Source organism: Desnuesiella massiliensis (genome assembly GCF_001403615.1).
In the GTDB taxonomy this organism is placed as follows: domain Bacteria; phylum Bacillota; class Clostridia; order Clostridiales; family Clostridiaceae; genus Desnuesiella; species Desnuesiella massiliensis.
Genome location: NZ_LN879456.1, coordinates 1,357,488 through 1,375,300, shown reverse-complemented (window position 1 = coordinate 1,375,300; position 17,813 = coordinate 1,357,488). Strand labels below are relative to the sequence as shown.

At 31.3% G+C, this 17,813-nt stretch carries 21 protein-coding genes and 1 riboswitch; all 21 genes read left to right on the top strand.

The features are described from left to right. The first annotated feature begins 211 nt into the window (after positions 1-211). The 21 genes from BN2665_RS17445 to BN2665_RS17345 all read left to right on the top strand — a co-directional run bounded on the left by BN2665_RS17445 (position 212) and on the right by BN2665_RS17345 (position 17,777). Positions 212-1,042 carry a sulfurtransferase gene (locus tag BN2665_RS17445; protein WP_055668350.1) on the top strand — a complete coding sequence of 277 codons (831 nt, stop codon included), beginning with the start codon at positions 212-214 and terminating at the stop codon, positions 1,040-1,042. A gap of 81 nt (positions 1,043-1,123) precedes the next feature. Further along, positions 1,124-1,303 carry an HTH domain-containing protein gene (locus tag BN2665_RS17440; RefSeq protein ID WP_055668349.1) on the top strand — a complete coding sequence of 60 codons (180 nt, stop codon included), beginning with the start codon at positions 1,124-1,126 and terminating at the stop codon, positions 1,301-1,303. A gap of 190 nt (positions 1,304-1,493) precedes the next feature. Beyond that, complete coding sequence (locus BN2665_RS17435) at positions 1,494-2,387, top strand: FUSC family protein (protein ID WP_055668348.1); 894 nt, start codon at positions 1,494-1,496, stop codon at positions 2,385-2,387. Positions 2,388-2,475: 88 nt separating this feature from the next. After that, on the top strand, positions 2,476-3,075 hold the full coding sequence (locus tag BN2665_RS17430; RefSeq protein ID WP_242865967.1) for a TVP38/TMEM64 family protein: 600 nt from the start codon (positions 2,476-2,478) through the stop codon (positions 3,073-3,075). A gap of 181 nt (positions 3,076-3,256) precedes the next feature. Beyond that, positions 3,257-3,757 (top strand): GNAT family N-acetyltransferase, encoded by a 501-nt coding sequence (locus BN2665_RS17425; RefSeq protein ID WP_055668346.1) that lies wholly within the window; start codon positions 3,257-3,259, stop codon positions 3,755-3,757. A gap of 85 nt (positions 3,758-3,842) precedes the next feature. Further along, positions 3,843-4,028, top strand: a riboswitch (cyclic di-AMP (ydaO/yuaA leader). A 2-nt stretch (positions 4,029-4,030) separates the two neighbouring features. Beyond that, positions 4,031-4,645, top strand: coding sequence for a C40 family peptidase (locus BN2665_RS17420; protein WP_055668345.1), 615 nt, complete (start codon positions 4,031-4,033; stop codon positions 4,643-4,645). A gap of 116 nt (positions 4,646-4,761) precedes the next feature. Beyond that, on the top strand, positions 4,762-5,454 hold the full coding sequence (locus tag BN2665_RS17415; RefSeq protein WP_055668344.1) for an SPOR domain-containing protein: 693 nt from the start codon (positions 4,762-4,764) through the stop codon (positions 5,452-5,454). A gap of 184 nt (positions 5,455-5,638) precedes the next feature. After that, positions 5,639-5,899, top strand: coding sequence for a DUF4321 domain-containing protein (locus BN2665_RS17410; protein WP_055668343.1), 261 nt, complete (start codon positions 5,639-5,641; stop codon positions 5,897-5,899). 12 nt (positions 5,900-5,911) lie between these two features. Continuing rightward, complete coding sequence (locus BN2665_RS17405; protein ID WP_055668342.1) at positions 5,912-6,484, top strand: Maf-like protein; 573 nt, start codon at positions 5,912-5,914, stop codon at positions 6,482-6,484. Between the two features lie 47 nt (positions 6,485-6,531). Continuing rightward, entirely contained in the window at positions 6,532-7,218 is a 687-nt protein-coding gene (gene radC / locus BN2665_RS17400) for a RadC family protein (protein WP_055668341.1), read from the top strand. Positions 7,219-7,237: 19 nt separating this feature from the next. Beyond that, positions 7,238-8,254 carry a rod shape-determining protein gene (locus BN2665_RS17395; RefSeq protein ID WP_055668340.1) on the top strand — a complete coding sequence of 339 codons (1,017 nt, stop codon included), beginning with the start codon at positions 7,238-7,240 and terminating at the stop codon, positions 8,252-8,254. A 4-nt stretch (positions 8,255-8,258) separates the two neighbouring features. Then, a complete protein-coding gene (gene mreC, locus BN2665_RS17390; protein WP_055668339.1) occupies positions 8,259-9,104 on the top strand; it encodes a rod shape-determining protein MreC in 846 nt (281 codons plus the stop codon). Between the two features lie 15 nt (positions 9,105-9,119). Further along, positions 9,120-9,608: a rod shape-determining protein MreD gene (gene mreD, locus BN2665_RS17385; RefSeq protein WP_055668338.1), complete on the top strand. Its 489-nt coding sequence runs from the start codon at positions 9,120-9,122 to the stop codon at positions 9,606-9,608. Between the two features lie 15 nt (positions 9,609-9,623). Beyond that, the gene (locus BN2665_RS17380) at positions 9,624-12,461 is read left to right on the top strand and encodes a penicillin-binding transpeptidase domain-containing protein (RefSeq protein WP_055668337.1); all 2,838 of its coding nucleotides are present in this window, start codon (positions 9,624-9,626) and stop codon (positions 12,459-12,461) included. Between the two features lie 132 nt (positions 12,462-12,593). Next, a complete protein-coding gene (gene minC, locus BN2665_RS17375) occupies positions 12,594-13,229 on the top strand; it encodes a septum site-determining protein MinC (RefSeq protein WP_055668336.1) in 636 nt (211 codons plus the stop codon). A gap of 25 nt (positions 13,230-13,254) precedes the next feature. After that, positions 13,255-14,052 (top strand): septum site-determining protein MinD, encoded by a 798-nt coding sequence (gene minD, locus BN2665_RS17370; RefSeq protein WP_055668335.1) that lies wholly within the window; start codon positions 13,255-13,257, stop codon positions 14,050-14,052. An 11-nt stretch (positions 14,053-14,063) separates the two neighbouring features. Continuing rightward, positions 14,064-14,330, top strand: a complete 267-nt coding sequence (gene minE, locus BN2665_RS17365) for a cell division topological specificity factor MinE (RefSeq protein ID WP_055668334.1) — start codon at positions 14,064-14,066, stop codon at positions 14,328-14,330. 128 nt (positions 14,331-14,458) lie between these two features. After that, positions 14,459-15,592, top strand: coding sequence for a rod shape-determining protein RodA (gene rodA, locus BN2665_RS17360; RefSeq protein WP_055668333.1), 1,134 nt, complete (start codon positions 14,459-14,461; stop codon positions 15,590-15,592). A 46-nt stretch (positions 15,593-15,638) separates the two neighbouring features. Then, positions 15,639-16,007, top strand: coding sequence for a methylglyoxal synthase (gene mgsA, locus BN2665_RS17355; protein ID WP_055668332.1), 369 nt, complete (start codon positions 15,639-15,641; stop codon positions 16,005-16,007). 93 nt (positions 16,008-16,100) lie between these two features. After that, positions 16,101-16,889 carry a M23 family metallopeptidase gene (locus tag BN2665_RS17350; protein WP_055668331.1) on the top strand — a complete coding sequence of 263 codons (789 nt, stop codon included), beginning with the start codon at positions 16,101-16,103 and terminating at the stop codon, positions 16,887-16,889. Positions 16,890-16,910: 21 nt separating this feature from the next. Further along, the gene (locus BN2665_RS17345) at positions 16,911-17,777 is read left to right on the top strand and encodes a site-2 protease family protein (RefSeq protein ID WP_082435941.1); all 867 of its coding nucleotides are present in this window, start codon (positions 16,911-16,913) and stop codon (positions 17,775-17,777) included. Positions 17,778-17,813 lie beyond the last annotated feature (36 nt).

Below are 17,813 nucleotides of genomic sequence, written 5' to 3'. Positions count from 1 at the left end.
AATTTTAAAATTATAGAGTTAAAGAGCAAGGCTTAAGGCTAAATATATAGTGCTAGGCCTTGCTTTTTAATTAAGAACATATAAATTACATATTTTTTTGTAGAGAAGGAAAAAAATTATCCGAAATTGTGCTCTCTGAATTGTGCATTGAGAATTAACCATGGTATTATATAGATATAAAATTAGCTTTAAAGTATTTTAGGAGGATATTATGAAAAATATTGTTACTTTAGATTGGTTAAAGAAGCATTTAAATGATGAAAACTTAATTATATTTGATTGTAGATTTGATTTAAAGGATGCTGAATATGGAGAAAAGGCTTATTCTCAAGCTCATATACCTAATGCCATACTTATAAACTTAGAAAAGGATTTAACAGGAGAAAAATCAAAACACGGAGGCAGACATCCATTACCTGATATGAAAATGTTTGCAAAGAGGATGAATAGCCTTGGTGTTTGCAATGAAACTAGAGTTTTGATTTATGATGATGGAGATTTATCAGGAGCGTCAAGACTATGGTGGATGTTAAAATACATAGGAAAGAAAGAGGTATTTGTATTAGAAGGAGGTATTGCAGCATGGATAAAACATAGTATGCCTATGTCTCAGGATGCAAATCTAGGTAAAAGTTGCGGAGCTCCTTTAGATGTTAAACTAAATGCTAATATGCATTGTGAAATGGAATATGTTAAAGAAAACATTAACAAAGATCATGTGGTAATCATTGATTCTAGAGAAAAAGATAGATATTTAGGTAAAATAGAGCCTGTAGATACTAAAGCAGGGCATATACCTAGTGCTTTAAACTACTTTTGGAAGGATAATCTTGATGGCATTAATTTAAAGAGCAAAGAGGCTTTAGAAGAGAGGTTTGAGGATTTAAAGAACTATAAAGAGGTAATTGTACATTGTGGTTCTGGAATTACTGGAGCAGTGAATGTTTTAATATTAGAGGAGTTAGGAATTGATTCTAAGCTTTATGCTGGAAGTTGGAGTGACTGGATTAGCTACGAAGAAAATGAAATAGTACAAGAATAATATGCGTTTTTGCAATATTTATAGATTTTTGTCATAATAAATGGTATAATTTTCTGAAAATAGATTGTAGGAGGTTATAAAATGAGTACTTTAGAAAAAGTTTTAGAAGTTCTAAAAAATTCTAAGGAGCCTTTAAAAGCTGGAGATATCGCTGAGTTAGCAGGGATAGATAAAGCTGAGGTAGATAAGGCTATAAAGGAATTAAAGAAAGAGGAAAAAATAACTTCACCTAAAAGATGTTTTTATTCTGTAAACCAATAAGAATTACATAGTCAATGAGTTAAGCTTACATGCAAATATAGAGAAACAACGTTAAAAGCTCAGGTTGTTTCCCTATGGTGTATGTAAGCTTTTTTATGTAAAAGTTTATGCATTTGAAAAAAACACAGCTAGCAAGTATAATATTAAATAATTCATTAATAAATAACTGATTATCAATGGTGGTGATTTTTTGAAAATAGGAATGAGAACTATAAAAACGGCCTTAGCTGTTTCTATATGTGTGTTTATATCAAGGCTATTTAACGTGACTACTGCATTCTATGCCTGCATAGGAGCCATTATATCCATGGAGAGTACAGTAGTATATTCTTATAGAGCTGGAGTAAATAGAATATTAGGTACAGTACTAGGTGCATTTATAGGTATGATATTTTCCTATATAAGACCTGGAGATGTGATTTTATCCGGCATAGGTATTGTAATTGTCATTACCTTATGTAATTTATTTAAATGGAAGAAATCCATAGTTATTGCGTCCACTGTTTTTTGTATTATAATGACAAATCTTCAAGGGAGAAATCCTTTGATGTATAGTGCATACAGGACCTTAGATACCTTGTTAGGTATTGGTATAGCAGTTATTGTCAATTTTTCTATTTTTCCTCCTAAGGTTCATGAAAACATAAATGAAAGATATAAAATATTAAAAGACATATGCATAAATGAATTTATAAATACGGTAAAAATCCATGGAAAAATAGACCTAAATAAAATTAAAGAAGGACTCGATGGATTTAACAAGTATATACAATTATATGAGGAAGAGTTTGAAATTATAAAAAAACATCATTATGATTTATATACTTTAAAAATTATGTATAGTAATTTTGAAAAAATATATGTATATTTAGAGATGATATCTTTTATAAATTTAGAATGCGTTGTTGATGAAACAAATCTATTAAGACTACAGCAATTTATGGATATAGAGGAAATTAGTCTGTTAGAAAAATGTAATAGTAATATTTACAGTAAAGAGAATATATTATTTAATTATAATCTATCTAAAATTATGGATTGTTTTATAATAATAAGCAATCTAGAAAAGAAAGAGATTATATAAAGAGTTATTTACGCAAAGAAGGGACAGTAAATATATGTTTAAACAAAGATATTTAAAAATTTTATTGTTATTTTTGATAGGAGTTGCTTTGTTTTTTATTTATCTAAATAGAGATAAAATAAGCAATTTGAAAGATCTACATTCTTTGTTGGAATTTATTAAGGAACATGGAAAGTATGCAGGTGTATGTTTTATTTTAATTTTTTCACTAAAACCTATTTTGTTAATAATACCTTCAGCTATGCTTTCTATCAGCGGAGGGGTTATATTTGGACCAATTGCAGGTTTTTTGCTTAACATGATAGGATTTTTTATCTCTGGAACCTTAGCCTTTTTTATATCCAGGATTCTTGGAAAAAGCTTTGTAGATAGAATATTAAAAGGTAAGATTATAGACTTAAACAATAATTTAGAGAAAAATGGTTTTAGAGTGCTGTTCTTATTAAGGCTTCCGCCAGTTCTTCCTTATGATCCATTAAGCTATACCTGTGGGCTTACTAAAATAAAATACTTAGACTTTATTGCTGCCTCGCTTTTGGGAGTAATCCCAGAAACCTTATGTTATTCTTTCATGGGAGAAAATATACTTAATCCTTTTTCATTAAAGTTCATAATTCCTCTAGCAATAATAATAATTGCCACAGCTACATCAGGATTTGTATTTAGTAAAACGAAAAAACTAACTTAAACTTCTTTAAAACAGTGATTTTTAACCTATTGGGTTAGAGATCACTGTTTTCATATGAAGGGGTATATTAGATAAAAATATATAATTTATACAGGAATAATTTTACAATTATTTTATTTCAGAGCACTAAAGGATTTTATACACATATGTAGAATTATATAAATCGGGAAGAGGTGATTTTATGTTTGATGTAGATATTATATTTGATGGTATTACTGTTTCGGGAATTGATAAATCAGATATATTAAAAATTCAACATTGGATGAACTCTCAAAGAGATGTAGAAGTGAATTTTAAAGATTTTTTTGAAAGATTCGTTGAATATTATATGAGTGAAAATGAAGTTTTTCTAAAAATAGAGCGTGAAAATAAGATATTAGGACTATTAAAAGGTAGGATAGAGTTTAAAAATAACAATGAGTTTTTAATATGGTATTATATTATAGATGATAAGTATAGGGGTAAAGGACTTGGATCTTTAATACTCAATAGTATCCAGAACTACTTTATTAAAGAATTTAATATTAAAGATTTTTTTGCAATAGTAAATGAAGACAATAAGCAAGGCTTAAGATTTTGGAACAAAAATCACTTTTATTTGCTAAGAGTAGCAAAAGATTTTTTTGAAAAGGATCATGAAATGAAGGATATGTTTGTTCTAAAAAGGACAAGTAAGGCATAATTTGTTAAAATAAGCATATAATTTATTATCATAATTAAAGTTGGATAAATTAGCTTTATTGACTTTTAAATAAAAATTTTATATAATATTTATTGTGCTGAATCCGAAATGGTACGGAGGAACCAATTTTGTACTAGAGGGGTTAATCTGGTTTTTGTACAAGCACCTTTTAAATTTGGGGGAATATGAAAAGGTTTGTATTTAATCTAGTAGGGTAATAACCTTCACCCGAACCCGACAGCTAACTCCGGAAGCAATAAGGAGGTAAAATCTATGAAAACGAGAACTATTAAACAGGGGATGAAAGTAATCGTATTAGCTTTATCTGTAGTAGCTATTAATGCTTTTGCATCTAAAGCTGATACTATAAGTAGTTCACAACAGGGGGTAGTACTTAGGTCCACTAATTTAGTTAGTAACAAGACCATTAAAGTACCAAAGAAAGAGCAAGAGATAAAAGCAAGTCAATCCTCAACTGCAAAAGCATCATCTAACATTTCTTATTCCAGAGGTGGAAATGAAGCCACTGCAAATTTAATTTCTTATGCATTTAAGTTCATAGGAAGACCCTATGTATTTGGAGCTTCTGGTCCTAAGGCCTTTGATTGTTCCGGATATACAGCTTATGTGTATGGAGCTTATGGCGTTACCTTACCACATTATACTGGTTCGCAGTTCCAAATGGGACAGGCGGTTTCAAAATCCAATTTAATACCAGGGGATTTAGTTTTCTTTAATACCTATGGTCCTATATCACATGTAGGTATATATATAGGTGGAGGAGAATTTATCCATGCAGCATCTGGAAGCAAGAATGTTACAGTTAGTGATTTAAGTGAAAGCTATTATGCAAAACGATATGCAGGTGCAAGAAGAATATTTAGATAAAACCCGGCAAACTTTGTCGGGTTTTTTTTATTATAAAAGTCCAAGTATAAGAATATTAATTTAATATAACAATTAAATTTGTTGTTGGATATTTTTATGTTTGGAGGGATGGTAAGATGAAATACACAAGATATAATTACAAAAATAAAAAAAATGATATGTTCATATTGTTTGGGACTCTGTTATTTATAGTGGTAACATCGGTTTTATTAGGAACTTTATTATCTAACATGTTTATAAAAGACTCTAAAACCATAAAAAATAACACTATAAGTCCTGGGGTGGAAGCTAATAAAAATGTCGAGGTAACTTCAACAAAATTTGTAGCACTACAATGTGGATATTTTGAACAAAAGGAAAATGCGGAAGAATTAAAGAATAAAATTAAGAGTCTAGTAATGCCATTTTCTATAGTTGATAATAATAAAATAAGAATTATGGCAGGTATATATGATGAAAAGGAAGCTGCTAACGTTATTAAAACTTTAAAGGATAATAATATTGATAGCGCTAAAATGGTTTTTGAAATCGCTAAAAGCGATGGATGTAATAGTGAAATTATAGAAATAATTAATGCTAAAATAGAGGTATTAACTAAACTAAAAGAAAAAGATGTCAAATCTATAAAGATTGAGGATCTTAAAAAATGGACTTTGTCATTAAAAGATGTAGATAAAAATTCCAAAAATTATTCTTTATTAGATGCATTGAAAAAGTATATAAATGAACTTCCTAATGAATTAACTAAGGACAAAGTAGAGGGCATATATATTTATTTATACGACATATTATATAAGCTTAAAAATTAGAAAAGCAATTAATGCTATGGATTATAGAATATTAAAAAAGGGTTAAAATTATGCAAACCGATGGTGTTGCATAATTTTTTTGTCATGTCTAAAATCTTAAAATTTTTTTAAATAAATTCTATATACTTGTTAAGTAATATATTAAATGCTAAACTATATAGTATGTATAAAAGGGGGGAAAGCTGTGAAGAATTCCAGTAAAAGCGTAGCTTTTTTGTTTTTTATTATTATACTAGGTGGAGTTTTTGGAAGTATAATAGGAGAATTTCTTGGAAGTAATATTCAGTCACTTTATTTTTTAAAGATCGTATATAATATTGGTACTACAGTTCCCCTAACAATCAATCTAAAATTTTTCAGTATTTCATTTGGTATTAATTTTAGTTTGAATATTATGTCTATAATTGGCATTATTTTGGCAATAATATTATATAGAAGATATTAGGAAGTGGTTTATATGAGAGTTATTCTAGCATCTGCCTCTGAGAGAAGGCATGAGCTGCTTAAAAAGGTAGTAGAAGATTTTGAAATTAAAGTTAGCAATTTTGATGAGGATTCTGTAAAATTTTTAGGAGACTTCTCGAAATATGTAATAGATTTATCTAAAGGCAAGGCACTAGAGGTAGGTAGACAATATATGGATGAAGATGTCTTAATAATTGGCTGTGATACCATAGTAGCCTTTGATGGAAGAGTTTTAGGAAAGCCTAAGGACAAAGAGCAGGCCTTCCAAATGCTTAAAGACTTAAGCGGAAATACTCATGGAGTCTACTCAGGAATAACCTTGATTAATCCTAAAAAGAGTATTATTATATCAGAAGCTATTTATACAGAGGTTAGGTTCTCCGAATTAAGTGATGATGAAATATGGGGCTATATCCGTACGGGAGAACCTATGGATAAGGCAGGGGCATATGGAATCCAAGGTTTTGGAGGAATTTTTGTTGAAGAAATTAAAGGATGCTATTATAATGTTGTAGGGCTACCTATTAATAAATTAAACAAAATGTTAAAAAGCTTAAATAAATAAAAATGGAGAGAGGGTAAATTTATATAATTAAGGAGACTAATATTTTAATGAGTAACAATATTAAGATAATGGATTTACCCGAAAATGAAAGACCTCGAGAGAAACTCTTAAGATATGGTGCAGACAGCCTATCAAACTCAGAGCTGTTAGCAATCATATTAAGAAGTGGCACTAGGAAAGAGAATGTAATATCTTTATGCAATAGGATTATGGCTCAGGCTAAAGGATTGAATGGCCTTTTAAATTCTAGTGCTGAAGAGCTTATGAACATCCAAGGAGTTAAGAGCTGTAAGGCTAGTCAATTGATGGCTATATGTGAACTATATAAAAGGTTTAAAGCTTTTAAGTCTGGTGATGAATACAAAATTTCTAATCCTAAAGATGCAGCTTTATTAGTGATGGAAGACATGAAGGAGTTAAAAAAGGAAGTTTTGAAAATAATACTTCTAAATACTAAAAATATGGTGATAGGAATTAGAGATGTTTCTCTTGGAAGTTTAAATTCTTCCATAGTCCATCCAAGAGAAGTGTTTTTGGAAGCCATAAAAAATAGTAGTGCATCCATAATAGTTTGTCACAATCATCCTTCAGGAGATCCAACTCCAAGTAATGAAGACATAAATATTACAATGAGATTAAAAGAATGCGGTAAGTTATTGGGGATAGAATTGCTAGACCATGTAATAATAGGGAATGGGATTTATGTAAGTTTAAAAGAAAAAAGTATCTTATAGTTTGAAAGGAGAATACATAATGGGATTGTTTGGAATTAATAAGGATATGGGTATAGATTTAGGGACAGCTAATACTTTAGTATTTGTAAAGGGAAAGGGAATAGTACTAAGAGAACCCTCAGTAGTAGCTATAAATAATATGACTAAAAAGCCTTTAGCTGTTGGAACTGATGCGAAGCAAATGATAGGAAGAACTCCTGGAAATATAGTTGCCATTAGGCCATTAAAGGATGGAGTAATTGCAGACTTTGACGTTACTCAAACCATGTTAAAAAAGTTTATAGAAAAAATAACAGCAAGAAGCTCTTTTGCGAGTCCTAGAATAATTGTATGTTTTCCATCTGGAGTTACAGAGGTTGAAAAACGAGCTATTGAAGAGGCAACAAAGCAAGCTGGAGCTAGAGATGTAGTTCTTATGGAAGAACCTATGGCAGCTGCTATAGGTGCAGGCTTACCTGTAGATGAACCTACCGGAAGCATGATTGTTGATATTGGAGGAGGAACCACTGAGGTAGCAATTATATCTCTTGGAGGTATTGTTACAAGCAAGTCCTTAAGGGTAGCAGGAGATGAGCTTGATCACGCAATTATAAGCTATATAAAAAGAGAATATAATTTAATGATTGGTGAGAGAACCGCTGAAACAGTAAAAATGGAGCTAGGTTCTGCTTTCAAGGTGGATGAGGAAGAAAGAACTATGGAGATAAAAGGTAGAGATTTGATATCAGGACTACCAAAAATAATAGTGGTTTCTGAGGTTCAAATAAGAGAAGCTCTAAAAGATCCTGTAGCTTCCATTATTGATTCTATTAAGACTACTTTAGAAAAAACTCCACCAGAATTAGCAGCAGACATTATGGATAAGGGCATTATGTTAGCTGGAGGTGGAGCGCTTCTAAGAGGGCTTGACGCATTAATTAATAACGAAACTCATATGCCAGTGCATATTGCAGAATCCCCTCTTGACTGTGTAGCACTTGGAACAGGTAAGGCTTTAGATAATTTTGATAGCATAGCTAGAAGCAGAAGAGGATAATTCTATGAAATTCTTTAGAAATAAACTGGCAGTAACTATAATAGTTCTGTCAGTTACCTTTTTAGGTATAATATTTTATAGTGTCAAGAGGGATAATAAATCAATAATCGAGAGCGGAGCAGGAAGCGTATTAAATCCTGTACAGAAGGTCTTATATTCCGTAAATAATTCCGTAAAGAATTTTCTTGACTTTGCCTTTAACTTTAGGGAGGTTAAAGAAGAAAACAAAAGATTGACGGAGAGAAATAATGACCTTGAAACAAAAGCTGTAGAGTATGACAATTTAAAGAACGAGAATGATAGATTAAGAGAAATGCTTGATTTTAAAAATCAAAGATCAGACTACGACTATATTTCCTGCAATATAATCGGAAAGAGCGGAGGAAGTCTCTTAGAAGGATATACCATAGATAGAGGTAAGAAAGATGGTTTAGAAGTTGGAATGGTGGTTGTGGGCGCTAAAGGATTAGTAGGTCAAGTTACCTCCGTAGATTCTAATTATGCTATAGTGCAAACTCTTCTTAATGAAAACATCGCTGTTAGTGTCTTGGTGGAAAGTACAAGGGAGACCACAGGGATAGTAAAAGGCTATAAGGATAGTAATAATAGATTATTAGCAAAGGTATATTATCTTCCTATAGATTCTCAGATAAAGGAAGGAGATGTAATTTTAACTTCGAATCAAGGAGGGATTTATCCAAAGGAAATAAAGATTGGACAAGTACTCTCCGTGGAAGAGGATAAAGGTAAAATTATGAAAAATGCTATAATAGAGCCCTACGTAGACTTCAATAAATTAGAAGAGCTACTTGTGGTAGTACCTAAAGATAAAAAGAATATAAAGTATTAGCAAAAAGGTGAAAGTATGAAGAAATTAGTTTTATTTTTAATAACCATAATGTTACTAATATTAGATAATACATTAATGCCTTTTTTTGCTGTTCATGGTATTTTTCCTAGTTTACTTTTTGCCTTTATAATCTGCTACTCTATAATTAATGGACCCTGGGAGGGGTTAACTCTAGGTATTTTCGCAGGAGTGCTGCAGGATTTATATCTATTTAGAGGCTTCGGAGTAAATGCGTTATGTAACATGTTAGTATGTGTTATAGCAGCAAAAATCGGAGAAAATATATTTAAAGAAAAAAAACTGGTACCAGTTTTCGCTGCTTTCCTGCTATCTTTGTTAAAAGGGCTATTACTATATGTTATACTTTATGTAAGCGGCGTTAAATTTGAAGCAATAAAAATTATTTATGTTAGTATATACAACCTGATAGTAACCATCATTATGTATAAGAAAATTTATAAACTTTCTTATAAAAGATTTATGAAAAAGGATTGGAATTTTTAATAAGCAGGTGATTAAGTGAAAAAGAAAGAGAGTTTAAGTAGATATACTGCTTTGAATATAGTGATGCTGTTAGCTTTTGCAGCAATATTGTGCAGATTATTTTATCTTCAGATAATTAAATACGAAGATAATAAAGATTTAGCAAATAACAATTCCGTTAGACAATTACCAGAGGCAGCTCCTCGTGGAGAAATTAAAGATAAAAATGGAATAGTTTTAGCCACAAACGTTCAAAGTTATAATTTAGAATTCATGGAAACTGATGAAAGTAAAAAATACTTTTTTCCAACCATGGATAAAGTTTTTAAGCTATTAGATTCTACTGGAGAAAAGCTGCAGGATGATTTTAAGCTTAAGGTAAATCCTTTTAGATTAGAATTTAATACTTCAGATCCAGAGGTTCAAAAGAGCATGGAGTTGCGTTTTAAAAAGGATAGAGGATTTGATTTTTATGTAACAAGGGAACTATATCCAAATCAAAAAGGGGATTTAACAGATGATCAAAAGGCTAAAATAGATGAAGAGCTTTTGAAAATAAGTCCTGAAAATGCGTTTTATACCCTGGTTAAAGATTATGAGTTGTATAAATTGCTAGGATTGACTGAAGAGGAAGAAAAAGCTCTAAAGAAAAATTCTTCTGGAGAAGAGATTACAAAATTATTGCTGGAAAAGTATTCTCTAGAAGAGCTAAGAAAATATATGCTAGTTAAGGATTCCTTAAAAATGCAAAGTTTCTCTGGATTTAAGCCTGTTACTATAGCTAGTAACATTAAAAGAGAGGACGCTGCCTTTATATTTTTGCAACAATTAAACAACTTACCAGGTGTAGATGTAAGATTGCAGCCTATAAGATATTATCCTTATAATGAGCTAGCCTCCTCTGTAATAGGATATATCGGGGCTATAGACAGTGGTCAAAAGAACAAATACGAAGAAAGAGGCTATGATGTTTCTACGGATTTAATAGGTAAGTCTGGTATAGAGTCTGCTTTTGAAGATAGGTTAAAGGGATCTAAAGGCGGAACTACTGTTAAGGTTAATAAGCAAGGAAGAAAAACTGAGGAACTATTTAAGTTAGAACCTTATCCTGGTCAAAATATTCAATTGACTATTGATGCCAATATACAAAGCGTAGCACAACAAGCTATGGATAATACTTTACAGTATTTGCAGAAAAATAGAATGCAAGATCAAGGAAAGCTAGATACTGGAAATGCTACAAGGGCAGCTGTAATAGCTACTGAGGTTAACACAGGTAAAATACTAGCTTTAGTAAGTAATCCAGGTTTTGATCCAAATATATTTGCAGTACCAGGAAGGCTTACTCCTGAACTTAGAAAAGAGTATTTCGCACCGGATTTAAAAGCTTTTGCTCAACAGCATATAAACAAGATGAATCTGCTTCAAAATCCTCTGAATAAAGATAGTAACATGAATAAATTAATAGATAAACTATTCCCTCTAGAATCAGGACAAAAGGAAGATGGCTTAAGAAAAGATCAGTATGATTTATATCCTAAACCATTCTTCAATTATGCTACTATGGGAACAATACCTCCAGGATCCACCTTTAAGCCTTTGACCTTGATAGCAGGCTTAGAAGAGGGTGTTATAAATCCTGGCACTCAGATACAAGATAAGGTAACCTTTGATTCTCATGGAGAAACGGATTATAAAGGATCTAATGATGGATTGAGAAATGATGGAACTGTAGATGTTAGAAAAGCTCTAGAAGTATCCAATAACTACTTTGTTTATGAGACAGGATATAGATTATATAAGAAGTTAGGACTTAATGCATTAGCAGAATATGCATGGAGATTTGGGTTAGGGGTAAAGCCTGGAAGTAATAGCAAATCCTCTACAGGTATAGAAATAGCTGAAAATCCTTATGCTCAGGTATTTAATGTGGAAAAACAAAGAAATGATGTAGCTTACTATGCTGTTTTTGGTTTAGTAGAGTTATTAGATAAGGGTTATTACGGTAATTATAGATTTAAGCCCTTAGACATTTCTGCTAATAATAGTGATAAGGAAGAAGTTAAAAAGCTGAAGGATGATATAAAAAACGCTGTAAGAGACAAGCTAAAAGAAGACATAAAAGAGAATCAAAAGGCACAAGAATATAAAAATTTGTCTGAAGATCTAAAGAAGAAAATTCAGGCTTATATAAATTCCTTACCTGAGGATCAGAAGAAAATTTATAGTAAATCTGATGTTAATTCCATGGCCTATGCTGTAGCGGATTATGTAATCTTCGATAGATTGACACAAATAAATACCCCTGCTAATGTATTCAATGCTTCTATAGGGCAAGGAACCAATGAAATTACTCCACTTCAGCTAGTAAACTATATTGCTACCCTTGCCAATGGAGGCACAAGGTACAAAACTCACTTAGTTGATAAAATCTTTGACGCTAATGGAAATCTAGTAGAAGAAGTTAAACCTGAGGTGATGGATAAGATTGATTTAAAGCCTGAAAATCTTGCTGCTATTAAAGAAGGTATGAGAAGGGTTAATGCAATCTATCCTAGTGGTTCGGCTTCCAGTGTATTTGCAGCTAATAATCCTTTCCCAATACCTACAGCTGGTAAAACTGGTACAGCAACTTACAAGGAGAATGGGGTACAAGAGTCTCTTGGTAGAGCTGCCTTTGGTGTATATGTAAGCTTTGCTCCAGTGGATAAACCAGAAATAGCTGTATGCGTGGTTATATACGATGGCGGCCACGGTTATTTAGGGGCTCCAGTAACTAGAGCGATATATGAGGCCTATTTCAAGGATAGACTTCAAAAGGAGTTCCCAAATTATGTACCAATGTATGACTATGCTTATAAAACTATAAAATAAATGTCAATAGCGGGTTTTAGGACCCGCTATTATAATAAAAATTTTTATGAAATTTAACTTTTTAAAGAAGGATTTTCTTTTACCATTGTTGAAATATAATAAAATATGTTGCCTGCATAATGGAGGTTTTTTATGAACGAAGACAGAATAATTATAAAAGGAAATAGGGAAGGAATTAATGCCATAATAAATATGGATAAATTCAATGACTTCGAAGATATGCTTGAGGCATTATTGGATAAGCTATCAAAGGGTAAAAGATTCTATAAAGGGGCTACTTTAAAAATCACAACAAGTTTAAAGTACATTAACGATAAAGAGGCTAAGAGGCTAAAGGATATTCTTTTTGAAGAAATTCTTATAAAAGATTGCATTTTTGAGGATAAAGAGGAGAAAACTAATAAAGTCTTTTCAGGAATTTACGAAGGTAGAACTAAATTTATAAGAAAGACCGTAAGAGGTGGACAAAGTATAAATTATCCTGGAAATATAGTGATTATCGGAGATGTAAATCATGGAGCAGAAATATATGCAGCTGGAAATGTTATCGTTCTAGGATCTTTAAAAGGTCAGGTTCATGCAGGTATAAATGGTAATGATAAAGCAATCATTGCAGCTTTTAGCTTACAACCGGAGATTTTGCAGATAGCAGATATTATTACCAGATCACCAGAAGACATAGAAAGACCTCATTACCCTGAGGTTGCCAAGATAAAAGATGGCGCTATTATTGTTGAGCCATATTTACCAAATAAGTACATATATTAAAAAAGTTTTAGCGGAGGTAGTGAACATGGGAGAATCTATAGTTATAACTTCAGGAAAAGGCGGAGTAGGTAAGACAACAACCACAGCAAACTTAGGAACAGCCTTAGCTTCTATGGGAAAAAAAGTTGTTGTAATTGATGGAGATACAGGTTTAAGAAATCTTGATGTTTTAATGGGTTTAGAAAATAGAATCGTATATACTTTACTTGATGTATTAGAAGAGAGATGCAGACTTAAGCAAGCTCTTATAAAGGACAAGAGGTTTCCAAATTTATTTTTATTGCCTACAGCACAAACTAGGGATAAAAATGATATAAGTACCAATCAAATGCTAGCCTTAGTTGAGGAACTAAAAAATGAATTTGATTATGTGCTATTAGATTGCCCAGCGGGAATTGAGCAAGGCTTTGAAAATGCTATAGTGGGAGCAGATAGGGCTATAGTAGTAGTAAATCCTGAAATAACCTCAGTAAGAGATGCAGACAGAGTAATCGGGAAGCTTGATGCAAAGGGATTAGATAGACATGAGCTTATTATAAATAGATTAAATTATGAAATGACTAAAAATGGGGATATGCTTGATATAAATGATATTATTGAGACTTTATCAGTAAAGCTTATAGGAGTAGTACCTGATGATAAGAATATAACTATATCCACTAATAAAGGGGAGCCTATAGTTTTAGATGAAAAAGCTTTTTCTGGACAAGCGTTTAAAAATATTGCTAGAAGAATAATGGGTGAAGAGGTTCCTTTAATGAATTTAGATATAGAGGAAACTGGATTTATTAATGCACTAAAAAAATTATTTAAGAGGAAATAGGGGGGATAGTAATGGATTTGTTCAAAATATTTTCAAATAGGTCATCCTCCAAAGAAGTAGCAAAGGATAGATTAAAGCTTATTTTGATTCATGATAGAGGTGACTTGTCTCCACAACTATTGGAAATGATTAAGAGTGAAATACTGGGAGTTATTTCCAAATACGTAGAGATAGATAGTTCAGATGTGGAAATAGCCTTAACTAGGACAGATTCCACAGAAGGTAATTCACCAGCTTTAGTAGCTAATATACCTATTAAGAATATGAGAGCAAGATAGGAAATTGTTAATTTTCTATAACCCCTTCGGAGTAATTTTAAATACATTGTAAAATTTTTTTCGTATCTATAATTAGTTACGTAATTTATGTTATACTATTTCTTGACTTACTTTTGGGAGGGGATAATGTGTTTAGTAAACTAAAAATTGACACTAAGGTTCTAAAAGAGTTAGATTTCGGGGTACTTATAGTATCAATAATCATTATGCTTTATGGAACCATTAATATATATAGTGCCACTAAAGCAAAATATGGAATTTATTATTTGAAACAACAGGCTATCTGGTTAGTATTATGCTTAATATTAACTTATGTAGTGCTATTGGTGGATTATACCATACTACAAAATTATGCTAATATTATATACTGGCTGACTATAGGGCTTCTTGTGATTACTAAATATTCGGGTATGGGCAAAACTGTAAATGGAGCTAGGGGTTGGATAAGAATCGGCGGTTTTGGATTTCAACCTGCGGAGCTAGCTAAGCTAGCTATGATAATAATGCTGGCTAAGAAGCTGGAGGAAATGGAAGGGAACATAAATAATGTGAAAAACTTTTTCGAATTATTATTTTATGCTGCTGTTCCTATGGCCTTGATAGTAATTCAACCGGATATGGGAATGACTATGGTTTGTTTCTTTATTGTGCTAGGTATATTTTTTGCAGCGGGACTAAATGGAAAAGTAATAGCAGGCGGCTTTATGGGAGTTCTGACAGTTATTGCTCTACTGTGGAATTCTGGCCTCATGCAAGAATATTGGAAAAGAAGATTAACCTCCTTTATTAATCCTCAGGCAGATGAGCTAGGAATGAATCTTCAGCTTTCTCAGTCTAAGATAGGTATAGGTTCTGGTGGATTATTTGGAACAGGACCAAGCTTTTTGCCAGGTGCAAAAAGGAGCTACGTGGCTGAATTCGTGCCAGAGGCCCATAACGATTTTATATTTGCAGTATCCGCAGAGCAATGGGGATATATAGGTGCAATTTTCTTGTTGACCTTATATGGAATATTTATCTATAGAACTATAAAGATTGCAAAGAGTTCTAAAGATATATTTGGTAGTATTATATGTATAGGTGTGGTATCCACATTTTTATTTTCCATATTTCAGAATATAGGCATGACTATTGGACTAATGCCTATCACAGGTATTACTTTACCTTTGATGAGTTATGGTGGAAGCTCAGCTTTAACTAATTTTTTAGCTATAGCTTTAGTATTAAATGTAGGAATGAGAAGAAAAAAGATTAATTTTTAATTTGAGCAAGGGAAAAAGTAACTAACAAAGATGGGGGACATATTTAATGAAAATAGCACTTATTGCACATGACAAGAAAAAAGACGATATTATTGATTTGGTTAGAAGGTATAAGGACGTATTTAAAGATCATGAGCTATATGCTACAGGTACTACAGGAAGATTGATTAATGAAATAATAGGATTAGAGGTACAACGATTTTTATCCGGGCCTCTAGGTGGAGATCAACAAATAGGGGCAAAAATCTGTGAAGGAAAAATTGATTTAGTAATATTTTTAAGAGATCCTTTAACCGCTCAGCCGCATGAACCAGATGTTTCAGCTTTATTAAGATTATGTGATGTACACTGCATACCTGTGGCTACAAATTTAGGATCTGCAGAAGTGTTTTTAAAGGTTTTAAAAACTAGGTAGTAATACCTAGTTTTTTTATTTTTAAGTAATAAATTTCAGTAAATAAAATATATATAGATTGTATATATAATAATATGTGTGAGGAGGAAGGTTGTGGGAAGCTATAATTCTCAATATGAAAGTTATTACGCAAAGATATTACAAAAAAGAAATGCTGGACCTTATTCATCTTATAGCTCTAGTAATAAGGAAAGTAATCCTATTATTCCTAAACTTGATATAAATTATCTATACAAAAGATTGATTAGAGATTTTATTGGAGTATTATGCCTCTTATTTATGGTAATAAGTTGTAAGCTTATAACTACCCCGCAGACCCTATCAGTTTATAGATATTCAAAAGAAATAGTTTCATATAATATAGACTATAAGATTATATACTCTAAAATAGTAAATATTAACCTAGAGGACATAAAGGATAAAATAGAGGATTGGATTGATGGAATTAAAGTTAAGATAACAGGAGATAAAGCTTTTAAAGATAAAATAAAAGAAGATTACTTGGTTCCTTTAAAAGGCAGCATAACCTCTGGCTTTGGTAAGAGAGAGGATCCTTTTACAAAGCAAATGAGTATGCATGAAGGTGTTGATATAGATGCTAAGGAGAATACAGAGATTAAAACTCCCTATAAAGGTAAAGTGAGAGAGGTTGGGGATGATAATATCTTTGGTAAATTTATTTTAATAAGCCATGGAGATGGAATTGAAACAAAGTACGCACATTTAAATGAGATATCAGTTAAAAAGGATGAAGAGGTTGAGAAAGCTCAAGTTATAGGTAAGAGTGGCAATACAGGAAGATCCACAGCTCCACATTTACATTTTGAATTTATATATATGGGACAAAATAAAAATCCGTTGGAGTATTTAAACTTTAATTAGCAATTATTACAGGAGTTTTCCATGATCAAAATTAACGTGATGAAAGTAAACAAGTATATTTCATACATATTAATACTAATGCTTGTGGTAGGTTTAAAATTTGATTTTGTTTTATCCTTCCTTTGGATTATGTTACATGAGCTTGCTCATTACTTTTCTGCGAAGTGTATGGGTATTAAAGATATGAAAATCACTGTAATGCCATTAGGCACTTCCTTGTACATGGAGGAATTAGATAATATTACTTTAAAACAGGATATAATAATATCTATGGCTGGACCAATGCTCAATTTATTATTTGGTATAATACTTTTTATTATTAATAATTATTATTCAAGCTATTTACTTCAAAAATCTATTATGATTAATATTGTACTTTTTATATTTAATATAATGCCAGCTTTCCCTTTAGATGGGGCAAGACTTCTGAGAGATATATTGGGTACGAGAATTATATACAAAAGAGCTAATAAAATAACCGTAAAATGCAGTTTTGTTATTGGTTTTATATTATGCGGTTGTTTTATTTTTTTGCTTTTTTTAAGAAAAGTTAATATAACTCTTCTTTTTGCCTCCCTTCTTATTCTGTTGAATACATATAAAGAAAAAGAAAGGATAGTATATATTATTATGGCAGATATTGTTAAGAAAAGAACAAGATTTATAAAATATAAGTATATTGAAAATAAAAGTATTTCTATTCATTATAAGAAGGATCTTATAAGCGCCCTAAGCATATTAGATAAAAATAAATTTAATATATTTACCGTATTAGATGATGATATGAAGGTACTGGCTGTAATATATGAAAGTGACATTATTGAAGAACTTAGAATAAGAGGGAATAGGAGCTTGGAAGAATTTATTAAGAGCTCTGACGAAAAATAGATTTTATAATTGAAGTACTACATCTTTAATGATAAA